Genomic DNA, 25,893 nt, shown 5'->3' with positions numbered 1-25,893 from the left:
GGGCGCCGACTGTGCTGACCTGGGGGGGTAACCCCCAGACCCCCAGCCAGGAAAAGACAGTGGAAGACAAGAAGGAGACGGACCAGTGGCCGACAATGCGCGGGCGAAGAGGCTGGCAGACCTCATCCGGGAGGTGGTCGCCCAGAAGTTGCAGCGCGGCATCAAGGACCCGCGGCTCGGTTCGCACGTGACCATCACGGACACCCGGGTCACCGGCGACCTGCGGGAGGCGACCGTCTTCTACACGGTCTACGGCGACGACGAGGAGCGGGCCAGCGCGGCCGCCGGACTGGAGAGCGCCAAGGGCATCCTGCGCTCCGAGGTCGGCCGGGCCGCCGGGGTGAAGTTCACCCCGACGCTCACCTTCGTGGCCGACGCCCTGCCGGAGACCGCCCGGACGATCGAGGACCTGCTCGACAAGGCGCGGGCCTCGGACGCCAAGGTGCGCGAGGCGTCCTCGGGCGCCACGTTCGCCGGCGAGGCCGACCCGTACCGCAAGCCGGGCGACGAAGAGGACGGCGCAGCCGCGGAATGAAGCGCAAGCCAACCGGACCGGACGGCCTTGTCATCGTCGACAAGCCGTCCGGCTTCACTTCCCATGACGTCGTCGCCAAGATGCGCGGCATCGCCCGCACCCGCCGGGTCGGGCACGCGGGCACCCTGGACCCGATGGCGACCGGCGTGCTCGTCCTCGGCATCGAGAAGGCGACCCGGCTGCTCGGGCACCTGGCGCTCACCGAGAAGGAGTACGAGGCGACGATCCGGCTCGGTCAGACGACCGTGACGGACGACGCCGAGGGAGAGGTCACCGGGTCCGTGGACGCGGGCGCGGTGGAGCTGGGCGCCGTCCGGGACAGCATCGCCGCCCTGACCGGCGACATCCAGCAGGTGCCCTCGAAGGTCAGCGCCATCAAGATCGACGGGAAGCGGTCCTACAAGCGGGCGCGGGAGGGCGAGGACTTCGAACTGCCCGCCCGCCCGGTGACCGTCTCGGCGTTCGTGCTGCACGACCACCGTGTGGCGGAGGCGGCGGACGGCACCACCGTCCTCGACCTCGATGTGACGGTCGCGTGCTCCTCGGGGACATACATCCGGGCCCTGGCGCGTGATCTCGGGAGCGCGCTCGGGGTCGGCGGCCATCTGACCGCGCTGCGGCGGACGCGGGTGGGCCCGTACGGCCTGGACGCGGCCCGGACGCTGCCGCAGTTGCAGGAGTCGCTGCGGGTGATGCCGATCGCCGAGGCGGCGGCGGCCGCGTTCCCGCGCTGGGACGTGGACGAGGAGCAGGCCCGACTGCTGAGCAACGGCGTACGGATCCGCGTCCCGGCGGCGGTGGCCGAGGGCGGAGGCGCGGGGACGGAAGGCGGCGCCGGGCCGGTCGCGGTCTTCGCACCGGACGGCCGCTTCCTCGCGCTGATCGAGGAGCACGGCGGCAAGGCGAAGTGCCTGGCGGTGTTCGCGTAGCCGTACGTGGGCGAGGGCCTGGAAGACGTGGGCGAGAGCCTGGCAGTACGGGTTCGTGAACGTGGGGCGGGCGGCGTGGGAGCGGGAGCGCCGCCCGCCCCACGTTGCTGTCCCGCGGCGGTGTCTTTATCCCCGCATGGCGGGTGATTCACCCCATCGGCTAGGCGCTCGGAGCGAACCCCGGGAGTGCGAGGGGGCGTGTTCCCCGGGCGCTCTGTCCCAGTGATCGACTCCTGCCTACCGTCGAAGCACGGGCAACACGCACAAGGGTGCGAGTGCGAGTGCGAGCGGCGCGAGAGGCGGGTGCGGGGGATGGGGACGCGACCGGCCGGTACGGACGGGGCGCTGGTGTACGTCCGCGATCTGGCCGGGAGGCCCCGCGGCACGGGGTTCCTCGCCGACGACCGGGGCACCCTGGTCACGAGCCATGAGGCCGTGGACGGGCTGGCCCGTCTCGTGCTCGTGGCCGCCACCGGGGTGACCCGCCTGGTCGAGGCCGACGCGGTCACCGCGCTGCCGGAGGCGGACCTCGCCTTCGTACGGACCGAGGGGCTGGGTGTTCCGCCGCTCGCCGTCGCCGCGGCCGACACGCTCCCCCCGGGGACGGCCGTGCGACTGCGGGCCGGAGACTGGCGGGACGCGAGCGTGGCCGGCGGCGGCGCGGTGACGTATGCGGCCACCGACCGTTTCCACCGGATCGGCATGGCGTGGGAGCTGGCCCTCGCGGACGGGGAGCGGCTCGGGCTGGGCGGGGACGCGGCGGGTGCCCCGGTCCTCGACGCGCGGACGGGCGCGGTCGTCGCGGTCCTGGCCACCGCCGTGCACGCGGCGCAGTTCCACTTCGCTGTTCCGCCGAGCGGCAAGGCGGGCGGCTTCGCGATCCCACTGCGGACCACGGCCGCGGCCGACCCGGGCGGCCCCCTCGCGGCGCTCCTCGACCGCAATGCCGCGACCGTGCCCGCGTACGGACCCGACCTGAACCTGGCGGGCGTGCTGCGGATCACGGCGAGGTCCGTACCCGGGGAGGCGGAGCGGGGACCGGGGCACGCTGAGGCGGAGGAAGGCGGCCCCGTCGAGCGGCCGGAGATCAGTGATGAATTCGACCGCTTCACGACAGGGGCACACGCCGGGGCAGGGGCACCGGTAGCGGTAGCTGAGCCCGGGCGGGGGGCTGGGGCCGAAGCCGTGTCCCGGTCCGCGAACGCGCGCCCGGGAGACGGCGCGGGCGGGCCCGTCGGCGGGGGCGGGGCTCCGGCGGCCGTAGGGGCGCTCGCAGGCGGGCCCCGGTCTCCGGAGACCGGGCCCGGGCCGAGGGCAGGGTTCCGGACCTGGTCCGGGGACCGGCCCCCGGGTGGCGCCGGATCGGTGTTCCGCTCCGGAGATGACGGGCGCCCGGGCGGGGCCGCGGTGTGGTCGGGGGAGCCCTCCCTTGAAGCGTGCCCTCCGGGCGCGTGCGCGGAGGCCGTCGTGCTCGGCCTCGTCGGTGATCCGGGCTCCGGCCGTACGACGGAGCTGGCGGCCCTCGCCGCCCGCCGCGCACGCGGATCCGCCCCGGCGCCCACGGTGTGGCTGCGCGGCGCCGACCTGCGGGCAGACGACGGCAGCGTCCGTGACGCGGTGGAGCGCGCCCTGCGCTCGGCCGCCCGTACCGTCGCCTCGTCCGCCTCGTCCGCCTCGTCCGCCTCGTCCGCCCCGGCCAGCGCGGCGGCGGCCGTCGTCTGCGACGCGTCGCAGACGAGGCCCCAGTCGATCGCGGAGGTGGCGCGCGCCGCGGGCCGCCCCCTGCTCGTCCTCCTCGACAGCCCCGAGGAGATGCCGCTGCCGCTGGCCGACCGGCTGGCCGGGTGGGCGGCGGACACCGCCTCGTGGCTGCGCGCGGTCGGCGCCCGGCTCGTCCTCGCCTGCCGCCCAGAACACTGGGAGCGCATGGGCTCACTCTTCCCGGAAGGGACGCTCTACCGCTCCCGCCGGGCGGCCGCCGCCGGCCCGCCCGGCGCACCGGCCCGCCCGCTGCCCGACTGCCTGCGCCTAGGCGACCTCGCGCCCCGGCAGGCGGAAGTGGCCCGGGCACGGTACGGCCTCCCCACCGACGCCGTCGCCGCTCCGGACGACCGCCATCCGCTCACCCTTCGGCTCGCCGCCGAGGTGTACGCCGCGTTCCCGGAGCACGACGGCGGAGCGGGCGCGGGACCGCTGGCCGGGCGTCCGGTCCCCGGGACGGATCGTGCCGCACCGCCCGGCCGCCGGGAGGTCTTCGCCGCCTATCTCGACCTCGTATGCCTGCGCGTGGCGGAGCGCTTGGCTCCCGCCAGGTCTCAGCGGCGCGCCGCGACCGTGTGCCGCCTGGCGGCGAAGGTGTCGGGACGCGTGCACGAGGCCGCGCGCCGCTGCCTGGGTTCCGGCCTGGGGGAACTGGACCGTGAATCCTTCGAGGAGCTCTTTCCGCGGTGTACGGGTTGGGCGTCCGCCGTGCTGGACGAAGGGCTGATGCTGCCCGCGGGCGACGGATACCGCTTCGTGTACGAGGAGTTCGGGGACTGGCTCCAAGGCGGGCACGTCGACGTGGACGCGGCGCTGCGGGTGCTGGTCCACCGCTGGCGTACCCCGGCGTACGACCCGGGCGCGGCGCGCGAGAACCCCTGCGGTGCCGGCGGGGTGGTGCGGGCGCGGCCCCCCTTACCGGACCTTGGCGCGCGCCCGCTGCCGACGCCCCGCCACCGCATCGGTCCCTTACTTCACGCCCTGCTCCTGCTCGACCGGCGCCGCGAACACGCCGAACTGGCCGATCGGCTCCGGCATTTGCTGGATGCCCTGGACTCCTTCGCCGACGCGTCCGCGTCCTTCGCCGCCGCCTCCTCCGCCTCCGATGCCGATGTCCCACCCCCGGATGCCGCCGACGGGGAGTGGTGGGCGGCACGCCTGCTGAGCGAGGTGCTGCTGCGGGTGCCGGACGCCGGTCCGTACCTGGACGTGCTGAAGGCGCTCGCCGAGCGGATCGTGCTGCGTACGGTGTTGAGGGCCGGGTCCGGACGGGACCCGGGGTACGACGGCCTCCGCGCCGCCGGAACCGGGACTCCCGCCGATCCGTTCCGCGGCCCCGGATCGGCCGAGCGCCCGGCCTCGGTGCGGGCCACTGCCTGGGTGGCGCGCCCGCGTACGGCCGCCGGCGCGGCGGCACTCCCGGCGGCGGCCACCGCCTGTGCGGCGAGTGCGGCGGGCGCCGACCGTGCGGCCGGTGCCGCACACGAAGCCCGTACCGCCCGTGCAGCCGGTCCCGCCAGTGCCGACCTCAGTGCCGTTGGCGCCCGTGCGCCCCGTGCCGACCGGGGAATCGGCGCCTTCGGGGAGTTCGGGCCCTGGTTCTGGTCGCGGCTGCCGCTGGGCGCCGCCGAACGCCTCGACCTGTTGCGCCGCCTCATCCCCGCCGACGGGCCGGCCGCCGCCCCCGCTGCCGCCCGGGCGACGCCCGACCGCTTCCTGACCGCCGCCGCGTCGCTGCTCGCCGCCGAGCCCCGCGCCGTACAGCCGCTGCTGTGCCACTGGTTCACCGACGAACGGCCCCTGGCCGTGTCCGTACCCCTGAGCCCGGGAGATCCGCGGCCCACCGTCGCCGCGGCCGCGCAGGCCCTGCTGCACACCCATCGCCGCCGGGCCGTCGACGATCTGGTGGAAGTGCTCGCCGACACCGCCCACCCCCGCGCGCACGAACTGCTCGTCGCCCTGGCCGAGGACGAGCCGTCCGCGGTCTGCCGGGCCGTCGACCGGTGGGCGCGCGACGAGCGGACGGAGCGCCATGCGGCGGCAGCGGCGTATGGACCGCTCGTCGCGACCTGGGCGCGCACGGAGGCCGACCGGCTGCTGCTGCGCCAGGCCGCGCTCGCGCTCCTGGGCCGGCCGGGCGACCGCACCCCGCGCGGTGCGGCGCTCGCGCTCCTGGTGCGCGATCCCGCGACGCGATCCCGATATCTGCCGCAGGCGGTCGCACGCTTCTCCCACGGCGATCCGCATCTGCCGCCGCACGCGCTCGCGGTGGCCCTGGAGACCCACCCGGAACTGGTGTTCGCGGCATTCCGGGAACGGCTCAACGAGCCAGTCGAGGCACGCGAGCCGGGCGAGGCACGCGAGCCGGGCCGGGTGGTGCGCGACGTACTCCGTACGCTCGCCGGCTTCACCGCCCCGGCGCTCGCCGGCCGCGCCGCCGTACTGGTGCGGGAACTGGCCCGGCACCGTCCGGAGAGCGCACGATACGTGGCCGCGTTCGTCGACCGCCGGCTGGAACAGGGCCCCTGCGCCCGGGCGGTCCTCTTTCCGCTCGTCGTGGACCTGTTGCGGGGCGACGCGGCACAGGTGCGGCACGCGCTGGTGCCCGTGCTGGCGGCGCGGGGGAGCCGAGCCTCGCGCCCGCTGCGGGAGGAACTGCTGGAAGAGCTGCTCCAGGTGCTGCTGGAACGCGAACGCTTCGGACCGCGCGGGATCGGCGAACCGCCCGCGTCCGGGCCGCCGGGGCTCGGGGAACCCGGGTTTTGGCCGTCCGCCGTCGGCTGCGGCAACGCCGCGGTGCTGGACGCGTTGCTGTGCGCGGTCGCCGAGGGCACGGCGTGGCGCGGGGAGGCCCGCTCACGGGATCTCGTGCACCGTACGGGCATGCTGCTGATCCGTACGCCGGAAGGCGCGGCGCGCTTCGACCGGCTGGTGGCGCGGCTCGCGCGCGAGGTGCCGGGCTTCGCGCGCCTGGTGCGCGGCTGGCTGGAGTCGGCTCCCGAGCACTGGCTGGCGGTCGTGGGGCCGAGCGCGCGCCGGGTGTGCGAGGCGCTCGGGGAGTGATACGTGCCACAGGAGTGGCCGGAGAGGCCGGGCACGGCCGGAGCAGAGGCGCGGGAGACCCGAGAGAAGCCCGGGAGAAGCCCGAGGGACGCCCGCGCGATGCCGTCGGCAGGGGCGGGGCATGGCTGGCCGATGCGGGTCCCGGAGCGAGGGCATGGCAGTCTTAGACCTGCGAAGTCGACAGACAAAGGTTCGGTTCGGGCGAGGAGCGGGCACAGTGCAGCGCTGGCGTGGCTTGGAGGACATCCCCGAGGACTGGGGACGCAGCGTCGTCACCATCGGCTCCTACGACGGGGTGCACCGCGGGCACCAGCTGATCATCGGCCGTGCGGTGGCGCGGGCGCGTGAGCTCGGCGTACCGGCGGTGGTGGTCACCTTCGATCCGCACCCGAGCGAAGTCGTACGGCCCGGCAGCCACCCGCCGCTGCTCGCCCCGCACCACCGCCGCGCGGAACTGATGGCGGAACTGGGCGTGGACGCGGTCCTCATCCTGCCGTTCACCACCGAGTTCTCGCAGCTCACACCGGCTGACTTCGTGGTGAAGGTGCTCGTCGACAAGTTGCACGCGCGGCTTGTCGTCGAAGGCCCGAACTTCCGCTTCGGCCACCGGGCCGCCGGAAACGTCGCCCTCCTCGAAGAACTGGGCCGTACCTACGACTACGAGGTCGAGGTCATCGACCTGTACGAGCGCGGTACGGCGGGCGGCGGCGAGCCGTTCTCCTCCACGCTGACCCGCAGGCTGGTCGCGGCGGGCGACGTCGCGGGGGCGATGGAGGTCCTGGGGCGGCCGCACCGCGTCGAGGGCGTGGTGGTGCGCGGCGCGCAGCGCGGGCGGGAGCTGGGCTATCCGACCGCCAACGTGGAGACGCTGCCGCACACCGCGATCCCGGCCGACGGCGTGTACGCCGGGTGGCTGACCGCGGACGGCGAGAAGATGCCCGCGGCGATCTCGGTCGGTACGAACCCCCAGTTCGACGGCACCGAGCGGACCGTCGAGGCGTACGCCATCGACCGGGTGGGGCTCGATCTGTACGGGCTGCACGTCGCGGTCGACTTCCTCGCCTATCTGCGCGGGCAGGAGAAGTTCGACTCGATCGAGGCCCTGCTGGAGCGGATGGCGATCGACGTGCAGCGAGCCCGCGAGCTGGTCGAGGAGTACACGACCGGGAACGAGCGGAACGGCGACGCGCTGCGGGCCTGAGAGCTGAGGGTTGAGGGCCCGAGGAACTCAAGAGACCTACGGAACGTACGGGGAGAGGCCCCGGGCACCATGCCCGGGGCCTCTCCCCGTACGTGCTTCCCGCGTTCCGCGGTTACTGCTGCGGCGGGGCGGGCTGCTGACCGCCGTCGGGGCCCGGCGCCCCCGGCTGACCGGGCTGCGGCTGCTGGCCGGGCGGGAAGGGCTGGCTGGCCTGGCCCGGTGCGACCTGCTGGCCCGGCTGGGGCTGCTGCGGCCATGCCTGCCCCGGCTGGGGCGCGTACGGCTGCCCCGGGGCGGCCACGCCCGGCTGGGCCTGCTGCGGCCAGGCGGCGTGCGGGGCGCCGGGCTGCGGCTGGGCCTGCGGGACGTACCCCTGCTGCGGAGGCTGCTGACCGGGGTAACCGGGCTGTCCGGGCTGCATCGGCTGGCCGGGCTGGCCCGGTTGCCCCGCCGGGAACTGCTGGGCTCCATGCGGTGCGTACGGACCAGGCTGCCCCGGCTGCGGATACTGTCCGGGCTGTCCGGGCTGTGCCGGCTGACCTGGCTGTCCGGGCTGGACGTACGCACCGGGCTGCGCCTGCGGACCCGGCTGCCCCTGCTGCGGCACGTACGCGCCCGGCTGCTGCTGACCCGGCATCGGCGGGGCCAGGTGCGGCGGCGGTTGGGAGCTGCCGTCCCCCGTCCACAGCCCCTGCGCCTGCTGGGCGCGGGTGAAGTCCTCGGCGACCATGGCGGAGAGGTTGAAGTACGCCTCGCGCGTCTTCGGCCGCATCATGTCCAGGTCCACTTCCGCGCCCGCCGACAGGTGCTCGTCGAACGGCACGACGACGACGCCGCGGCAGCGGGTCTCGAAGTGGGACACGATATCCTCGACCTTGATCATCTTGCCGGTCTCGCGGACTCCGGAGATCACCGTGATGCTGCGCGAGACGAGGTCGGCGTAGCCGTGCGCGGAGAGCCAGTCGAGCGTGGTGCTCGCGCTGCTCGCACCGTCCACCGAAGGCGTGGAGATGATGATGAGCTGGTCGGCGAGGTCGAGGACGCCGCGCATGGCGCTGTAGAGCAGGCCCGTACCCGAGTCGGTGAGGATGATCGGGTACTGCTTGCCGAGTACGTCGATGACGCGGCGGTAGTCCTCGTCGTTGAAGGTCGTGGAGACCGCGGGGTCCACGTCGTTGGCGAGGATCTCCAGACCGGACGGCGCCTGCGAGGTGAACCGCCGGATGTCCATGTAGCTGTTGAGGTACGGGATCGCCGTCACCAGGTCGCGGATGGTCGCCCCGGTCTCGCGCCGCACCCGGCGGCCGAGCGTGCCCGCGTCCGGGTTCGCGTCGATCGCGATGACCTTGTCCTGGCGCTCGGTGGCGAGGGTCGCACCGAGCGCGGTGGTCGTGGTCGTCTTGCCGACGCCGCCCTTGAGGCTGATCACGGCGATGCGGTAGCAGGACAGCACCGGCGTACGGATCAGCTCCAGCTTGCGCTGCCGCTCGGCCTCCTCCTTCTTGCCGCCGATCTTGAAGCGCGAACCGCCCGGGGCGTTGTTCTTCTTGGGCTTCGGCTTGTTGCGGAGCAGGCGGTCGGAGGACAGCTCCACGGCCGCGGTGTACCCGAGCGGGGCGCCCGCGCCGTGCCCGCGCTGCTGCCGCTGCTCGGGCGAGACGGTGGGCCAGCCGCCGGTGCGCGGGTCGGCGGGACCGGCCGCGGCTGCGCTGTACGCGTCGTCGGGCCGCGCCGCGTCGGACGGCCGCGGGTAGCCGTAGCCGTCCTGACCGGCCGACGCTCCCTGCCCGGCCGGGGCTCCGGCCACCGCCGGAGCGGGCTGGCCCGGATCCTGCGCGGCGGGGACACCGGGCTGCGCCTCGGCGGGCTGCGCCTGCGGAGCCTGGGGGGCGTGCGGGACCTGCGGAGCGTGCGCGAACTGCTGGCCCGGCATGGCCTGCTGACCGTGCGGGGGCTGCTGACCGGGAACGGCCGCGCCCGCGTCCGGCTGGGGATAGCCGTATCCGGCCTGCGGCGCTGCCCCCTGCTGGGTGCCGGGCACGACAGGGGAAGGGGCGGGGGCGGGGGCGGCCGCCTGGCCGGCGACGCCGGGTTGCGGGAAGCCGTAACCGCCCTGCGGGACGGCGGGGTTGGGGGCCACCGGGGCGGCACCGCCGCCGGGCGCGGCCGACTGGTTGTGCGCGGCCGGGGCCGGAACGGCGTCCGCGGGTTCGGGGCGCGGGTAGCCGTAACCGCCCTGGGCGTGCGGCGGAACCGCGTCCCTGGGCTCGGGCTGCGGGAAGCCGTACCCGCCGCCGGGCGGGACGGTGCCCGGACCCGTGGTGGCCGGACCCGCGACGGCCGCGGGACCCGGCGCGGGAGCCGGTGCCGGGGTCGGGGTCGGTGCCGGGGCGGGGTGGACCTGCGTACCGGGCGCCGGCGGCGGCCAGGCGGCGGCCTGCTGCTGGAACGGATCGTTCGCCCCCGGACCACTCACGGTACCGGCGGCCGTTCCGGAGGCGCTCGGAGCCGCGCCGGTCGACCATGGGCCGGCCGACGCGGGCGGTGTACCGGGCGCGGCCGACGCGTCTGACGCACTCGACGCATCCGACGCGGAGGCCGGGGCGGGCGGCGTGGCGGGCTCGAAGTCCGGCGGCAGCGGCGGCAGTCCACCCTGGGGCACCGGCGGCGGCGTCCACGGCTGGGCGGGCTTGTCGGCGGACGCGTACAGCGGCGGCGGAGTGTCCTCCGGTTCGGCGGGGGCGGCGGGGACGCCAGGCGGCGTCGAGGTCGTCGACGACCCGGCGTCGGCGACCTTGCGGCGCAGCGCGGCGCTGGAGAACTGCATCGTGCCCTCGCTGCGCAACGAGCCGTCGGTGGGCGCGGGCGCGGGCGCGGGAGTGTCCGCGGCAGGGGGCTCGGACTCCGACTCGGCGGCGGCCGCCGCCGCACGCTCCTCGATCTCGCGGCGCAGGGCCGAGGACGAGAAGCGCATGGTGGCCCTGCTGACGACGTCGCCGTCGCCGTTGCCGCTGTCGCCCTCTGCGGTGCCGAAGGAGAAGGAGTCCGCGCTCAACGGCTCGGGCTCGGACGTGTCGTCATCGTCGGTGCCGCGGTCGGCAGACGCGTGGTCATCCCCCGCCGCGCTGTCGCTGCCGCTGTCGTCGGAGGCGCTGACCGCGGCGTCGCCGTCCTGCCCGGCCGCGTCCCGTACGCCGCCGTCGTCATCGCCATCGTCGTTCGCGAGAGGCCCGCCGTCGCGCTCGCTGCCGGGCGTGCCGCCGTCATCGTCACCGCTGTCCGCGGCGGCCGCGTTCGAGGGGTGCCGCTCCTCCTCCTCGTCGCCGCTGTCGCCGTTGTTCGCACCGCGCTCGGAGGACGCGGCAGCGAGCCAGAAGTCCGCGTCACCCGCGCCGGACGCGTCACCGTCGGAGGCGTCACCGTCGGAGGCGTCGCCTCCGGACGAGGAACCGGCCCTGTCCGCAGACCGGGCCTCCGCCGTGGCCTCGTCGCCGCCGGGCGCGCTCCCGCCACCGGCCTCTTCCGTCGCGGCCCCTCCAGAGGCCTCCGATCCAGGGGCCTCGGACGCGCCCGAGGGCAGGTCGAGGTCCGCTTCGTGTCCGGCCGCACCCGCGACGACGTCGGCGCCGGACGAGTCGCTGCCGGCGGAAGGCGGTACGGAAGGCGGTACGGAGGGCGGCGACCACGTGGGCTGGAAACCGCTCGGGTCCGGGAGCCCCGTCGGGATCACCGGGCTGCCGGTGGGAGGCGGAGGCACCGTCAAACCGCCGGACGCGGCCGAACCCCCGCCCGCTCCCGCGGCACCGGCACCGGCGCCGGACCCCGCGTCCCCCGAGGCCCCCGGGAAGCCGGCGGAGCCACTCGACGACGCGGCGGACGACGCGGCGTCCTGCGCGTACCAGGAAGGCGTGCTGTAGTCGATGGTGAACTCGCCGGTGTGCTCGGGCTCCGCGTCGGACCGATCATCGCCGGGTGTGGTTCCGCCCGTGCGGATCTCGTCCCGATCGCTGCTCACAATGCCTCCTGGTGTGGTCGAGCACCTTGAATTCCTTGGCGAGGCCGACCGCTGCCGTCGTGTGTCCGACCGCTCGGCTTTCCCCTCTTTGTGACGCCGGGTACCCGTGAACAGGTTCTCCACCGCGCATGACAAGACTAATCACCCCGCACGCCGGGGCGGCAGGCCCGTCCAGTCCTCGAAGCTGTCCGATGCCTCACGCATGCCTCACACATGCGTCACCCATGCCTCGCGCAAGCCTCAGACCCGGCTCACGTATGCCTCATGCCCGCCGCCGCGTCAGTCCACCCGGCGCGGGGCGCCCAGCAACCCCGATTCCGCGTCGGTCGGCTGCGTCATGACGTACCGCCGGGACGACCGGGTGCACCACAGTGTCACACCGTCACCCAGTGTTGACAGGGCGGCCACATCCGACCCGGGCAGCCCCAAGATGCGCCCGATTTGCGTGGCCTCGTCCGGAGAGACCCGCTGGACGCCGACCAGGTCGGCGTTCTCCAGGAGCCGCGGCGCGACCGGGCTCAGATACGGCAGGAGGGTCAGCACGGACTGCCACGGCAGGGAGGAGACCCGGCCCCGGGGCGGCCGAATCCCGCAGTCCCGTACGACCAGCACGGGACTGCCCACCGACGGCCCCTGAGGCGGAACCCGCCCCACATCGAAGACGGTCATGCACTGCTGCCCGCCCCCGGCCGCCTGCACCAGATTCGCCCACATCTGGGGTCGTCCCGTCTCGACGGCGATCCGGGCCCCGGTGCCGGCGGTGCGCAGCGCCAGCGCCTGCGCCGTCCACAGCCCGCCGATCAGCACCGCGTCGAACGGCTCGGGGCGACTGAATCCCAGTACGGCCGGCTGCCCCTGCGGGTCCACGCCGATGGCCACACCGTCGTCACCGACGGGAAGCTCCATCGCGCCCAGTTGGTCCAGCGACAGCGCGTGCCGTTCGCGCCGGGGCCCGATGAGCCCGAAGCCGGGGCGCCGCCTGCGCGGCGGAGCCGCGGCAGGAGCGGCACCGTCCGCACCGGGAGGAGCAGCACTGCTGGAAGCGCTTGTCGTTGCCATCAGCGGGTGCCTCCCAGCGGAAGAGTCGCGAGAACTCCTGGCAGCTGCTCGCGGTCGAGGCGGACCAGCCCGACCTTCACGTCTCGCGCGGCCCGCTCCAACGCCTTGCGCGACTCGACCAGTTCGGTGTCGCTGCGCCCGGTGATCCGTACGTGCCCACTGACCCTCGGTGCGCTCCCCGAACCGCGCCCGTGCACCAGCGTCAGACTGAATGTGCTGGCGAGCGCCGGTACGGAGGTGAGGAGAGCGACGATCCGCGGCAGGGGCGCGCTGTCCGGCCCCAGTTGCGGCCAGCGGCCCACCCAGTAGGTGGTGTGCCAGCGGTCGTCGCAGCGCCAAGCGCGCGAGGTCTCGACCGTACGGCGCACAGGTGCGCTCGCACGCCCTGCCTGCGCGGTCGCCAGCGGATTGGCGCAGGCCGACGTCGCGACGGCCGCCGTCACTTCACTCTCCCTCAGCACCTTCGCCGTGAACCCCGCTCCCGCGAGCCGGCTCGACAACTGGTCGACCGCGCGCACCAGGCAGCGCTGTGCGCCCTCCAGGCCGCCCCCGCGCGCCTGGACGGCCTCGGGGCACAGTTCCGGATGCAGCTTGAGCGCTATCCAGGTCAGGCGGATCGCGGGGGCGCCGCTCTGCTCCTGAAGCGGTGCGTAACTGCGGGCCGCGACCGAGTGCTCGGGCAGATGCGGTGCGGGCGCGGGTTGGGTGTGCTGAACGACCTGCGCCGACTCCAGACGGATGTCGTCCACCACCAGTGCGTCCTGCAGAAGCCGCAGCGGCAGCGGCCGTTCGGCCGCCGGCGGCCGCAGCGGGCTGTCCGTGCCCTGCACCTGGAGGACGGCGGTGAGGAACGTGCCGTCGCCGACCATGCCGATCTCGCGACGGTCGCGGGTGGTGTACATACGGGTGGTCAGAGCCGGATCGCACTCGACCGCCGGCGCCAACGAAGGGTCGGTGTCAGCGGGCACGGGCTCCTTCGCGAGCTTCTGACGACGCCGCAGCGCCATCGCACTCGCCACCCACTCGGGGACCGGCTGCCGTCTGCGCTGCCAAACGGCGGCCACGAGCAGCAGGAGGGCGACGACCCCCGCCGGGACGACGAGCCATCGCGTGACGACCCAGGCGACGAGGACGAGTGCGATGGCGACCTCGAGGAGCACGAGCTGCTGCAGTCGCAGGGGCCCGAAACCCGTGGTGCGTGAGGGCTGCCGCGGTACGGCACGCCCGGGAGTGCGCGCGCCTGTGGCAGAGCTCATCAGAGAGACCACCTTGTCCTTTTCGTCCGGGGCGCCCGTCGCGTCGGGTCGGCTGATCGGGTTGTCACGGTATCGGAAGGCGGCTCATGTCCATCCGGCGCCCGGCGTGTACGGGACACCTCCTGAAGACCCGCTTGCTCTTCCCCGTCCGTTGCCGCACCCCGCACCCCGCACCGCGCGTCACTCGCGTACCGGCATAGTAGATAATCGGGCCAACGTCGGCTCGGGCAGTGGTGCCCAACTCTTGAGGCTGAGCACGGGGGAGACGCGGCTACGTATGGCATCTCGGCGAGATGAGCTCAACGCCTACACATTTGCGAAAAGGCGGACAGTCACCTCCTTCTTGCAACCCTCGCTGGGGGCCACGGGGGAGCCACTGCCCCGCCCCCTGCGCGCGGTCATGCCCAGCCTTGTCGTCGGGGCACTGATCGTCGCCGGGTTCGGCGCGTGGGGCATGTTCAGGCCCACCGCACCCAAGGGCTGGGACGAACCGGAGTCCCACGTCATCGTCGGCAGCTCGTCCACCACGCGGTACGTGGTGCTCGAAACGGACGGCAAGAAGCAGCTCCATCCCGTCCTCAACTTCGCCTCCGCCAAGCTGCTCCTCGCCCCGGAGAAGTCCAGCATCGTCAAGGTGAAGGAGTCGGTGCTGGACGACGGCCACATCCCGCGTGGCCCGACGCTGGGCATTCCGTACGCCCCGGACCGTATGCCGTCGGCCGACGAGGCGGGCAAGAAGAAGAGCTGGGCGGTCTGCGAACAGCCCGGCGGCAACAACAAAACCACCCAGAAAGCGGTCTTCCTCTTCTCTCATCGCGAGGTGAACAAGGTCGAGGGGCAGCAGCGACTGCACGGCGGCCAGGCGCTCTACGTCGAGGGGAAGGACGGGCGGCGCTATCTGGTCGATCCGCACGGCAAGAAGTACCTGATCAAGAAACCGGGCGGTGGCACGGGAGGCCAGGAGAGCGCCGAGTCCGCGGGCTACTACAACCTGCTGCTGCGCACCGTCTTCGACGACGGCGCCAAGCCCCAGAAGGTGACGGAGGACTGGCTGAACACCTTCACCACCGGCCCCGACATCGATTTCCCGGTCGTGCCCGGATCGGTGGGCGGCAACGCGGGCCTTCCCGACCTCGGAAAGGCCAACCGCGTCGGCATGGTCCTGGAGGCGTCGACGGGCACCGACTCCCAGCGCTACGTCGTGCTGCCGGGCAAGGTCGCCCGCGTCTCGGACTTCGTCGCCGATCTCCTGCTCAACAGCAAGCAGTTGAAGACCCTGGGCCAGAACGGCGTGCCGAAGCGGGTGCACGCCTCGACCTTCGTCTCGGAGGAGGAGTTCTCCGGCGGGAAGTGGCCCACCGAGGAACCGCGCCAGGCCAATGCCGTCAATCCCGAGGGCGCGGGCGCGACCAACGACACCATCTGCAGCATTCTCGAAGGGGTCAGCGGCAACGGCACGCCCCAGCTGGGCACGTGGGCGGGCCGGGACTATCCCGCGGAGATCGTGGACGGTGCCACCAGCGCGTACGTCACTCCGGGAACCGGCCTGCTCTACCGGCAGGTCCAGGGGAAGTCGACCGTTACCGGCCCCGTCTTCCTGGTCACCGACACCGGACTGCGCTACCAGGTGCAGTCCAATGGCGACAGCAGCGCCGACAAGTCGAAGATCGGTAACGGCGACAAGAAGAAGGACGAGAAGCGAGAGGCGAAGCAGGCTGACGAGGCCCGGACCCGACTCGGCTACAAGGACGTCGAGCCGGTCCCCGTCCCGGTGCACTGGTCGCAGTTCCTGCCGATCGGTCCGAAGCTGGACACCAACAGTGCCCGGCAGCCTCAGGGCGCGTAGGCGCCGGAAATTGGGACACCGCGTGACAACGGGGGAGACAGTGCCGCGTACGAAGCGGAGTGCAGCGCTGGCGGCTGCGGCCGCGCTGGTCGGGCTCACGGCGACCATCGGCCCCGTTGCCGCGCCGCCCGCGGCAGCGGAGCCACTCTCGGCGGCGAAGCCGTGGAGTCCGCGCCTGACTCTCGCCGACGACGATGACGGCGGTAACGGCGAATGCACCTATCCGATGAAGAAGCAGATCAAGGCCACCCCCTGGCATATTCAGCGGCTGGTGCTCGATCAGCTGTGGGAGCACACCAAGGGACGCAGGGTCGATAACCGCGAGCCCATCCGGGTGGCCGTCATCGACAGTGGTGTGGACAACGACAATCCCCAGCTGAAGAAGGCGGTGGACGTCGGCAGCGGCGCCGAATTCCTCCCTCCGGAAAAGGGCAAGGAGACGGCGGAACCCCCGAAGAAGGCCGAGAAGAAGCCGGGGAAGCAGTCGAAGAAGGAACCCGACAAGGAACCCGAGAAGGAGCCTGAGAAGGAGCCCGAGGAGAAGGGCCCGCCCAAGGACGGCACGAATGACGTCGTCGGTCATGGCACGAAGGTCGCGGGTATCATCGCGGCCCGTCCCTTCGAGGGCACGGGATTCGTCGGCCTGGCGCCCGACGCGGAGATCATCCCGATCAAACAGAGCGATGACAATGGCGAGGGCACCCCGGACAAGATGGCCGACGCCATCGACTGGGCGGTGAAGCAGCACGCCGATGTCATCAACATCTCGCAGGACACGGTGGGCGCACGCCCGTCGACCACCCTCGCGGAAGCGGTGAAGAGGGCCATCGACGAAGACATCGTCGTGGTCGCCGCGGCCGGAAACGACGGCGCGGACGGCAGCAAGAAGCGCACCTACCCCGCCTCCCTCCCCGACGTCCTCGCGGTGGCCGCGTCCGACCGCAACAACGAGCGCGCCTCCTTCTCGCAGAGCGGCGATTTCGTCGGCGTCGCGGCCCCTGGCGTCGAAATCGTCTCCACGGTCCCCAAGTTCGGCCAGTGCGTGGACAACGGCACCAGCTTCTCGGCCCCGTACGTAGCCGGCCTGGTGACCCTCATCCGCGCCAAGCACCCGGACTGGAAACGACACCAGGTCGTCGCCCAGATCGAACAGACCGCGGAACGCGGTGTGAAGGGCCGCGACCCGTACATCGGCTGGGGCGTCGCCGACCCCGTCCGCGCCCTCACCGAGGACGACCACCCCATCGACGCCCCCACAGCCGACAACGGCAAGTCCAAACACATCGCGGCACCGAAGGTCTCCCCGCTCGTCGCCGGAGAGACCCCGCAGGAGCGCCGGGAGCGGCTGGCGACATACGCCCTGGGCGGGGTGGCCGTCGTCGTGGCGGTGATGGTGGGGACCACGGTGGTGGTGCGGGACGGGCGGCGCCGACGGGTGGGCTGAGACTTGTTACCGACCTGTCAAAGAGACCTGATCGTATTGTCGTTGGGGTATGAAAGAGTGGGTGGGTACAGTGGCACGTGCGGTTGCGGGGGTGCCACCGAAGGGGGAGGGTTGAGTGTTCGTTCCAATTCCTAAGCCAAAGGGTTTCGGCGGCGACTTCTTCAAGGAAGCCGAAACGTTGTCGAAGTTTCACGGTCGCATCCAGAAGGTGCTGGATGACCTGGAGAAGTCTCCTGCGGCGAAGAAGAACCTCGATCATGAGACTGTTTCCAAGGCCAGTTTCGGCAGCGATGACTTCGTTGCCGCCGGTGTCCTGGCTCCGGCCGTGGAGCAGGCGCACGCGCGGATCAAGGAGCTCGCCCAGGTCTTCCAGGACCTGATCGAGGGGCTGGGGCTCGCGGCTCTGAACGTCGAGAAGGACTTCGAGGGTCTCGATGCTGAGCAGGCTGCGCGGCTGCGGGAGATCCAGGAGCGGGCCACGAAGTACAAGGAAGAGCAGCACCAGCCGGTCAGCACTCCTGACGTCCAGGTCTGTGGGCCGGACAGTGGCGGCACGTCAGAGGGCAAGAACGAGTCGGGCGGCAAATCCAAGCAAGGAAAGCAGCTCTGACGGGGGAGGGGCAATGAGCGAGTCCACGGAGCCGAAGGTATGTGTGAGCGGTCAGCCGTTCCACTCCATGAAGTATGAACAGCTTCAAGCCATGATCGCGTCCGCGTCTGAGGAAAAACTCAAGGGCACCGCAGACGCGTTGTTGAAGGCCTACCAGGACATCTTCATCATCGGCCTTGAGCTGACGATGCATGCGAGTGCGGGTAAAACCAACTGGCGTGGCGAGGCGGCTCAGTCCTTCCGTGGCTGGGTCGAGAAGATGGCAGCGGAAACCGTCAAGCTGGCCGACTACGTTGGCTCAGTCGGCTCGGCCATCGACCAAGCCGCGACAGGGCTGCAAAAAGGCAGGGGCGCCATGCGTATCGCTGCCACTGAGTCGTCAGATGCCAAAGACAAGGCGGCGGCCGAAGCCCTCACCAAGATCGAGTCGTATTACAACGTCGCGAAGGCGGATCACCTCGACAAGCTCGTAGAGCCGGATTTTCCGCCCGCACCACCCACCTTCGTGCCTCCGTCCGATGGCGGTGTGACGCCTACGGGCTCATCTTCGTCGGCGGGCACGACGTACGCGGGGACTTCAGGCTTCGCTTCCGCAGCTTCAGTGCACCGCGCGGAAAGTATCGAGGGCGGTACTTCCCACCCTGGGGGGGCCGGGATTACTCATGCAGGGACTGTGCCTGTACCGGACGTGGGTGCCCACGGCAACACGGGTGGATCTCCCCTCCCCGGTCAGGCCACGGGCACAGGCATTGACTCGACGACCTTCCCGCCAACGGCGGACCCCACAACGAGGCCGACCATCCCGAGCCTACCGGAGAGCCCGCGGCCATCCGGAGGCCCTCCTGGCCCGGTCGGCCCCATCGGACCGATGCCGGGACTGCCTGGGCCCATGAAACCCACCACTGGTCAGCCGGGACCTGTAAGGCCGTCGCAGGGACTGCCTGGTGTACCGCAGAAGGTGCCCGGTGCCCCTGGCCCCAGGGGTCCGCTCGGCGGACCCCCGACCAGCCCGATGATCCCGCCGCGTGCTGGCACGATGCCTCCCCGTGTCGGGGGCGGTGACGGAATTGTGGGTGGCAAACCTGACCACCGTGCTACCCAGTCCAACGCACCACGGCTTCCGCGGAGCGCCGTCATTGGTGAAGAGGCCGGGATGAGGCGTGGCCCCATGGGACCGATGGGTCCGATGGGCATGGGCCACGGCGGAGGCACCTCGCCAACTGCCCCCGGCGCATCCGGACGACGTCTGGCCGTGGAGTCCGGAGGCGTTGTCTCCGGTCCGCGCCGCTCCGGCCCCACCTCTGGGCAGAGTCTGCCCCGCGGGACGGTGGCGGGCACAGAGCCGGCTACCCCGGCGGCGCGTGGGCCGATCGGCGCGGGAGTGCAGCCTGCGTTGAGTGGCTCGCAGCCTTCGAGGAACAGAGACTCGGGGCGGCGCGTGGCGACGGAACCCGGCGGCACGGTCGGTGGACCGCGCACTCCTCGTGGGATGGTCGTGGGCACGGAGCCCACCGGGCCAGCCGGTGCGTCTCGGCCCCCTCGCGGTACGGTAATCGGCGCTGAGCCTGGGGCTTCGGCGGCCGATTCGGCTGCTGCCGAGCCGCCGAGCCATCGCCAGCCTTCGGCAGACGAGAAGTCGGCTTGGTCGGGCGGCAGCAGGAACAGCATTCCGCCAGTCATCAGCTAACTCGGCTGACACACGTGCGACATTCAGGAGATCGCGGCCATATGCCTCGTGAGTACCGCCCCATGTGGCGGGGTGCAAAAAGAGCCCTGGCGGTGCTGGGCGCAACGCTGGTGGTTGTGGGCGGCGTTACTCCCGAGGCTGCGGCTGATGATTTCCGATCGCATCAGTGGTATCTCGACGGCATGAAGGCCCCTGCCATGTGGAAGGTGAGCCAGGGACGGGGAGTCATTGTTGGAGTTGTGGACACCGGTATAAATGCGTCTCTCCCTGAACTTCAGGGAAGAGTCTTGCCGGGTAAGGAAGTCTCGAACGCGCCTACTGGATCAATCCGGGACGGTGATGGTCACGGCACCAACATTGCGGCACTCATCGCCGGTACAGGAGCAAAGGGAGGGATCCAGGGGCTCGTTCCTGAGGCCAAGATTCTCCCGGTGAAGGCAGTCATGAACCGGGTCGAGGATTCCGCCGACGGAATCCTCTCCCGTGCGATTCGATACGCCGCGGATCATGACGCCAAGGTGATCAACGTGTCCTTGGGGCCCGAAGGTATTCCCGAATACTATGAGAAGACCCAACAGGCAGTGAATTATGCCCTAAAGGAAGGCAGTCTGATTTTTGCTGCCGCCGGGAACGGTGGTGAAAAGGGGAATCATCCGAACTTCCCGGCTTCACTACCCGGGGTCGTTGGCGTGGCGGCGATTGACCGTTCGGCTACCGCGACGAAGTTTTCCAATCATGGCGATCAAGTCGCACTAGCCGCTCCTGGTGAAGATATTCCATGGCGTTGCCCGGAGATGACGGGCCGATGCAACTCCTGGGGAACGAGTCAGGCAAGCGCTCTCGCCTCCGCCTCAGCCGCCCTCATTTGGGCTAAACACCCAGACTGGACGAACTACCAAGTCCTCCGCGTGATGCTGCAAACCGCAGGAGCCGCAGACGGGAAGGTCCCGAGCGAGTACGTCGGCTACGGCACCATCCGTCCACGCAAAGTCCTCCTCGACGGCGAGGGCAACCCCGGCCGCCCCGACGTCAATCCGCTCCTCGCCCGCGAAGGCGCCACGGAACCAAAGCCCTCCGCAAGCGCGTCTACCTCGCCGAGTGCCAAGCCCAACTCACCCGCACCGAGCGACAAGCCGAGTGACGACAAGGCCGTCGTAGAGTCCGAATCGGACCATGACGACAGCAATAACACCGTGTGGATCGGGGCCGGTGCGGTCGTCGCCGTGCTTGCCGCAGTGGGGGTCGCGGTCGTCGTGCGGAGGCGTGGAAAAGGGGCCTGAGAACGGGTGTTAAAGTCGCGGGCCTTGCGCGTCACCCTAGCTAGGTTCAGAAGCGCGAATCCACTACGATTCGCAGACATCGATGAGTCGGGGGCCGCCATCTCGGCCCGGCTCTTCAGTAATTCATGGGGGAAGGTGGAACATGTCGGACTTCCAGAAGATCAGTGATCCCGCATTCATCAAGTTCAAGAATGCTCTAACGGAGTCAAGCACCGCACTGTCGTCGAACTTGAAGGCGCTCGCGAACGTGATCGCCACGACGCAGGCGGCCTGGACCGGTGAAGGCGCCAACGCCTTCACCAAGGCGCAGCAGGCACTCAATGAGGACCACGACGCTCTGCTTCGGCTGGTCAACGGCATTCGCGAGGCCGTTGAGCTGACTCAGAAGTCCAGCCGCGCCAACGACAGTGAGATCTACAGTCAGTTCGGGAAGATTGACGTCAATGGTGCTGCCGCGGGTGGTGGGCTCAGCACCAGCACCATCGGGTACGGGACTGACGGCAATCCCAACAACAACCTTGGTGCCGGAATTTCGACCGGCAGCAAGATTGACAACTACGGCTTCAACTAGCTGAGCCACTTCCCTGGAGCCTTCGGGGCGGGGAAGACGCGGCAGTCATCGGCGTACTTACGGAAAGTGGGGGACAAGTGTCCGCAGACTACGGCGACCTTAAGGTCACATACAGCTCGGTGGCGCAGACCGCCGACGAAATCACGAAGGCGGCGGGAGTCGTTCAGAAGCAGCTCGACGACATCTGGGCTGCTGTCAAGTCCGTCACCGATGGGTGGGAGGGTGAGGCTCACCAGGGCATGATGGCGGCCAAGGCCCAGTTCGACGCCCGAGCCACCCACATCAACCAGATCCTGACGCAGATCGCGGCAACGATCCGGCAGGGAAGCGCGGACTACCAGCACACGGACCGCAAGGCCTCCACGTACTTCACCACCAGCCTCAACAGCTGAGCCACGTCGGGGGTCATCCTCGTTGGGGGTGGGCGATCCTTTCAGGGGACGCCCACCCCACGTGAGTTGTTGAGTTAAGCGGATGGGCCCCTGTCGGGGCCCATCCGCTTTTTTATGCGTGCGGAAACCGTCAGGGAGGTGCGCCTCAGCGCACCTCCCTGACGGACGAAGACAAAGCAGTGACGACCTGGCGCTTACTGCTCCGGCAGCCAACCCAGCTGCACCAGCGGCGTCCCCCTCTTGCGGGAGACGAAGAATCCGCGCCCCGGGGGCATCGGCCGGGGCCGTACGCCGCCGAGGAGATCGCCCTCGCTGGGGTCGCCTGCCAGCACCACGCCCTGCGCGCCGAGTTCCTTGATGCGCTGCATGAAGGACTCGAACATCGAGCGGGAAGCCCCGGCGGAATTACGGGCGATGATGAAGTGGACACCGACGTCGCGCGCGAAGGGGAGGTTCTCCGTCAGCACGGCGAGCGGATTGCCGCTGCTGGTGGAGACCAGGTCGTAGTCGTCGACGATGATGAAGAAGCGCGGGCCGGACCACCAACTCCGGTCGCGGAGCTGCTGCGGTGTGATGTCGGGCTGCGGCGCGCGGCGCAGCATGAGGGAGTTGAGGGCGTCCGTGTGGAGAGCCAGGGACTGGGCGATCGGCGCGTACTCCAGCAGGTGGGAATCAGGAATGACGCCCAGCAGCGAGCGGCGGTAGTCGCCGACGACGATCTTCGCCTCCTCCGGTCCGTACCGCTCGGTGATCTGCTTGACGATCAGCCGGATGAGCGCTGTCTTACCGGATTCGCTCTCACCGAAGATGAGGAAGAAGGGGTCGGTTTCGAAGTCGATGAAGACCGGCTCGAGATTGTTCTCGTCAATACCGATGGCGAGTCCGTGCTGACGGTACTCGGAGCCCTTCGGAAGGTCGTCGCTGCGCAGTTTCCTCGGCAGCAGCCGGACCCGCGGCGCCGGGGGACCGGCCCATGCCTCGCTGACCGCGCGGACCATCTCCGTGGTGGCATCCGTCATCGTGTCGGCGTCGCTGGTGGCATCGATGCGCGGCTGCGCGCCCATGAAGTGCAGCTTCTCGGGGAGCTGGCCGCGGCCGGGGATACCGGCCGGGACGTTCGCGGCGACCTTGCGGTCGAACTCCGAGTCGAACGGATCGGAGAGCCGGAGTTCGAGCCGGTTCAGCAGCTGGTCCTTCAGCGCCGGCCGGATCTCCATGTTGCGGGAGGCGGTGACGATGACGTGGACGCCGTAGCCGAGACCACGTCCGGCGATGTCGGTGACGACGCCTTCCAGAATGTCGTAGTCCTGCCGGAAGTTTCCCCAACCGTCGACGATCAGGAAGACGTCGCCCCATGCCTGGTCGCGGTGGTTCCCCGCTGCCCGCTGGCGTCGGTACGTGTCGATGGAGTCGATGTTGTTCGCGCGGAAGAACTCCTCGCGACGCGCCAGGATGCCGGCGACCTCCGCCACTGTGCGGCGTACCCGCTCGGGATCGAGGCGTGACGCGACGCCGCCCACGTGCGGCAGGTCGGCGATGGCGCTCATGGCCCCACCACCGAAGTCGAGCCCGTAGAACTGGACTTCGGCGGGCGTGTGGGTGAGTGCGAAGGAGCTGACGAGTGTGCGGATCAGGGTGGACTTGCCGGAGCGGGGGCCACCGACGATCAGCATGTGGCCGGCCGCACCGGCGAAGTCGCGGTAGAGAATGTCGCGGCGTTGCTCGAACGGCTTGTCGACGATGCCGAGCGGAACGACCAGGCCGCCACTGCGGGCGTAGCCCCCCACATGCAGCCCGCGCTCCGAAGAGACGGTCAGGGGAGACAGGATCTGGTCCAGGGACGGCGCTTCGTCCAGTGGCGGGAGCCACACCTGGTGCGCCGGCTGGCCCTGACCTTCGAGCCGGCGCACGATGACGTCCAGCACGGTGTCGGCCAGGGCATCGTCCTCGTTGCGGACCGGGCCCCGCACGGCCTCCGGGTCCGGCGCGGTGTACGTGACCGGCACCGGAGCCGCCGTGAACAGCACCGGGCGGCGTTCGATCGGCAGCGGTCCGCTCCCGAGCCCGGCCGTCGCGTTCGTACGGTAGGGCCCCGAGACGTAGGCCGCCTTGAAGCGGTGCATTTCGTCCGTGCCGAACTTCAGGTAGCCGGAACCGGGGACGGACGGCAGATGGTACGCGTCGGGTACACCCAGGGCGGTGCGTGACTCGGCGGCGGAGAAGGTGCGCAGGCCGATGCGGTACGAGAGATAGGTCTCCAGGCCGCGGAGCCGCCCTTCTTCGAGACGCTGCGAGGCCAGCAGCAGGTGTACGCCCAGAGACCGGCCGATGCGGCCGATCTGGATGAACATGTCGATGAAGTCCGGCTTGGCCGTCAGCAGCTCACTGAACTCGTCGATCACGAGCACCAGTGACGCGATCGGCTCCAGCGGCGCACCGGCGGCACGCGCCTTCTCGTAGTCGTGGATGTTGGCGTAGTTGCCCGCCGACTTCAGCAGCTCCTGCCGCCGCTGGAGTTCACCGGTGATCGAATCCCGCATGCGGTCGACGAGCGTCAGGTCGTCGGCGAGGTTCGTGATCACTGCCGCCACGTGCGGCAGGCTCGACATGCCCGCGAACGTGGCGCCACCCTTGAAGTCCGCCAGCACGAAGTTCAGCGTCTCGGACGAGTGCGTGACCGCCAGACCCAGCACCAGCGTCCGCAGCAACTCGGACTTTCCGGAACCCGTCGCACCAACGCAGAGGCCGTGCGGGCCCATGCCGTCCTGTGCCGCCTCCTTGAGGTCCAGCATCACGGGCGTGCCGTCCTCGCCGACACCGATCGGCACCCGAAGCCGCTCCGCCTGGGACCGGGGGCGCCAGGTCCGCGCGACGTCCACCGAGTCCGCGTCGCCGAGCCCGAGCAGATCCGTGAACTCCAGGTTGGCGAGCAGCGGCTCGTCATCGTCGCCGCCGCCCGCCAGGCGCAGCGGCGCGAGCCGCCGCGCGAGCGCCTCGGCGGCCTCCTCGGACAGCGAGTCGGGTACTCCGTCGTAGCCCGCCACCTGTGACAGGAGCTGCAGTCTGCCCGGCTCCACGACGACGGAAAGGCCGCCGCGCAGCTCATCGAGCTCGCCGGGCACCATTTCGACGATGGTGACGCCCTGCAGCCCTTCGGGAGCAGCGAACACCGAGTCCGGGGGCACCAGCGCGCCGTCCAGCACCACGACCACATGCGGCTGGTCGAGGACCGGCTGGGCGTCGCGACTGAAACGGGTACGCCCATCGAGTCGCGTCCTGAGCAGGTCCTCGACCTCGACCAGGTCGTCACTGATCAGCCGCCGTGACCCGGCACCGTCGAAGGCGTCGGGCGCCTGCGCGTGCGGCAGCCACTTCGCCCACTCCCAGGACGAGGCCATGCCACGCCCCGAGACCACCGCGATCAGCAGATCCTCCGGCGAGTGCAACGTCGCGAGCTGCGCGAGGAGGGCGCGGGCCGACCCGCGCACCGCCTCCGGCTCGCCCGACAGCGTCACGTGGTAGAAGGCGCGCAGCGAGATCGCCACCGGCAGCCGGTCCAGCTGCCCGTGCGTCTCCAGGAAACGCTGCATCGCGCCCGCCGACAGCGGCTCCAGCTCATCGACGGGCGCCGTGTCGGGCGCCACCAGAGGGGCCGCGAGCTGCTGAGCGCCGAGGCCCACCCGGGCCTGGCCGAAGTCGTCGTCGGTCGCCCGCCGCTCCCACACACGGCTGCCGTCGGCGACGATCGCCCACAGCTGTCCCGGGTCGGGGTGGAGGTAGAACTGCGCGTCGCGCTGGAGTCGAGCGGTGCGGCGTACCTTCCTCCGGGTCTGTGTGAGGTATCTGAGGTAGTCGCGCCGGATGTCCGCCATCTGGCCCTGTGTGCCCTGGCGGTGCCGGATGAACATCGCGACGGTCATGCCCACCGTCGAGAACATCATCATGACGCCCATGATCTTCATCATCGGGGCGGCGCCGGGCATGAAGAAGTAGACCATCGACGACCCCATGCCCAGCGTGGGCAGGAGCTGCATCAGGACGCTCTCCTGCCGCCCTCGCGGCAGTTCGGGAGGCGGCTCGAGGCGGAGTTCCTCGCTGGGCACCTCCGGCGGGAGGGCCCGCGGTTGGCGCTTGACGACGATCTGGCTCAACGGATGCCTCAACCCCTCCACACGTGAGGGACGATTCCGCTCCGACGCCCCCGTGGCGACGGCCTCCCCTCCGTGAGACGGCGATCCTATCTA

At 71.0% G+C, this 25,893-nt stretch carries 14 protein-coding genes; 10 read left to right on the top strand and 4 right to left on the bottom strand.

The genetic code is table 11. The features are described 5' to 3' along the window. Positions 1 to 85 precede the first annotated feature (85 nt). The 4 genes from rbfA (at position 86) to ACQUSR_RS08125 (ending at position 7,489) form a co-directional block, all read left to right on the top strand. Positions 86 to 535: a 30S ribosome-binding factor RbfA gene (gene rbfA / locus ACQUSR_RS08140; protein ID WP_431041885.1), complete on the top strand. Its 450-nt coding sequence runs from the start codon at positions 86 to 88 to the stop codon at positions 533 to 535. Next, positions 532 to 1,464 (top strand): tRNA pseudouridine(55) synthase TruB, encoded by a 933-nt coding sequence (gene truB, locus ACQUSR_RS08135; RefSeq protein WP_431041884.1) that lies wholly within the window; start codon positions 532 to 534, stop codon positions 1,462 to 1,464. Before rbfA ends, truB begins: the two co-directional genes overlap by 4 nt. Positions 1,465 to 1,776: 312 nt before the next feature. After that, positions 1,777 to 6,288 carry a hypothetical protein gene (locus ACQUSR_RS08130; protein WP_431041883.1) on the top strand — a complete coding sequence of 1,504 codons (4,512 nt, stop codon included), beginning with the start codon at positions 1,777 to 1,779 and terminating at the stop codon, positions 6,286 to 6,288. A gap of 217 nt (positions 6,289 to 6,505) precedes the next feature. Next, a complete protein-coding gene (locus ACQUSR_RS08125) occupies positions 6,506 to 7,489 on the top strand; it encodes a bifunctional riboflavin kinase/FAD synthetase (RefSeq protein ID WP_431041882.1) in 984 nt (327 codons plus the stop codon). 112 nt (positions 7,490 to 7,601) lie between these two features. Here the strand turns inward: ACQUSR_RS08125 and ACQUSR_RS08120 are convergent, their stop codons facing one another. From ACQUSR_RS08120 to eccE, 3 genes are all read right to left on the bottom strand, one after another. Continuing rightward, positions 7,602 to 11,504: an SCO5717 family growth-regulating ATPase gene (locus ACQUSR_RS08120; protein ID WP_431041881.1), complete on the bottom strand. Its 3,903-nt coding sequence runs from the start codon at positions 11,502 to 11,504 to the stop codon at positions 7,602 to 7,604. A gap of 279 nt (positions 11,505 to 11,783) precedes the next feature. Further along, positions 11,784 to 12,563 carry a hypothetical protein gene (locus ACQUSR_RS08115; protein ID WP_431041880.1) on the bottom strand — a complete coding sequence of 260 codons (780 nt, stop codon included), beginning with the start codon at positions 12,561 to 12,563 and terminating at the stop codon, positions 11,784 to 11,786. Continuing rightward, on the bottom strand, positions 12,563 to 13,819 hold the full coding sequence (gene eccE, locus ACQUSR_RS08110) for a type VII secretion protein EccE (RefSeq protein ID WP_431041879.1): 1,257 nt from the start codon (positions 13,817 to 13,819) through the stop codon (positions 12,563 to 12,565). The genes ACQUSR_RS08115 and eccE overlap by 1 nt, the downstream gene beginning before the upstream one ends. A 277-nt stretch (positions 13,820 to 14,096) precedes the next feature. On the opposite strand from eccE, the gene eccB reads away from it, so the two are divergent. The 6 genes from eccB to ACQUSR_RS08080 all read left to right on the top strand — a co-directional run bounded on the left by eccB (position 14,097) and on the right by ACQUSR_RS08080 (position 21,649). Then, positions 14,097 to 15,665, top strand: a complete 1,569-nt coding sequence (gene eccB / locus ACQUSR_RS08105; protein ID WP_431041878.1) for a type VII secretion protein EccB — start codon at positions 14,097 to 14,099, stop codon at positions 15,663 to 15,665. 40 nt (positions 15,666 to 15,705) lie between these two features. Further along, positions 15,706 to 17,109, top strand: a complete 1,404-nt coding sequence (mycP, locus tag ACQUSR_RS08100; protein ID WP_431041877.1) for a type VII secretion-associated serine protease mycosin — start codon at positions 15,706 to 15,708, stop codon at positions 17,107 to 17,109. A gap of 115 nt (positions 17,110 to 17,224) precedes the next feature. Beyond that, on the top strand, positions 17,225 to 17,719 hold the full coding sequence (locus ACQUSR_RS08095) for a hypothetical protein (RefSeq protein WP_431041876.1): 495 nt from the start codon (positions 17,225 to 17,227) through the stop codon (positions 17,717 to 17,719). Positions 17,720 to 19,447: 1,728 nt separating this feature from the next. Further along, on the top strand, positions 19,448 to 20,686 hold the full coding sequence (locus ACQUSR_RS08090) for a S8 family serine peptidase (RefSeq protein ID WP_431041875.1): 1,239 nt from the start codon (positions 19,448 to 19,450) through the stop codon (positions 20,684 to 20,686). Between the two features lie 142 nt (positions 20,687 to 20,828). Then, positions 20,829 to 21,257, top strand: coding sequence for a WXG100 family type VII secretion target (locus tag ACQUSR_RS08085; protein WP_431041874.1), 429 nt, complete (start codon positions 20,829 to 20,831; stop codon positions 21,255 to 21,257). Between the two features lie 77 nt (positions 21,258 to 21,334). Next, positions 21,335 to 21,649, top strand: coding sequence for a WXG100 family type VII secretion target (locus ACQUSR_RS08080; RefSeq protein ID WP_431041873.1), 315 nt, complete (start codon positions 21,335 to 21,337; stop codon positions 21,647 to 21,649). Positions 21,650 to 21,843: 194 nt separating this feature from the next. Here ACQUSR_RS08080 and eccCa read toward each other — a convergent pair whose 3' ends face one another. Next, positions 21,844 to 25,800, bottom strand: a complete 3,957-nt coding sequence (gene eccCa, locus ACQUSR_RS08075) for a type VII secretion protein EccCa (RefSeq protein WP_431041872.1) — start codon at positions 25,798 to 25,800, stop codon at positions 21,844 to 21,846. Positions 25,801 to 25,893: the final 93 nt, after the last annotated feature.

Origin of the sequence: Streptomyces sp. P1-3, assembly GCF_050613155.1 — a bacterium.
In the GTDB taxonomy this organism is placed as follows: Bacteria; Actinomycetota; Actinomycetes; order Streptomycetales; family Streptomycetaceae; genus Streptomyces.
Note: the sequence above shows the minus strand (reverse complement) of the source record. Positions and strands in the feature narration are given on the sequence as shown.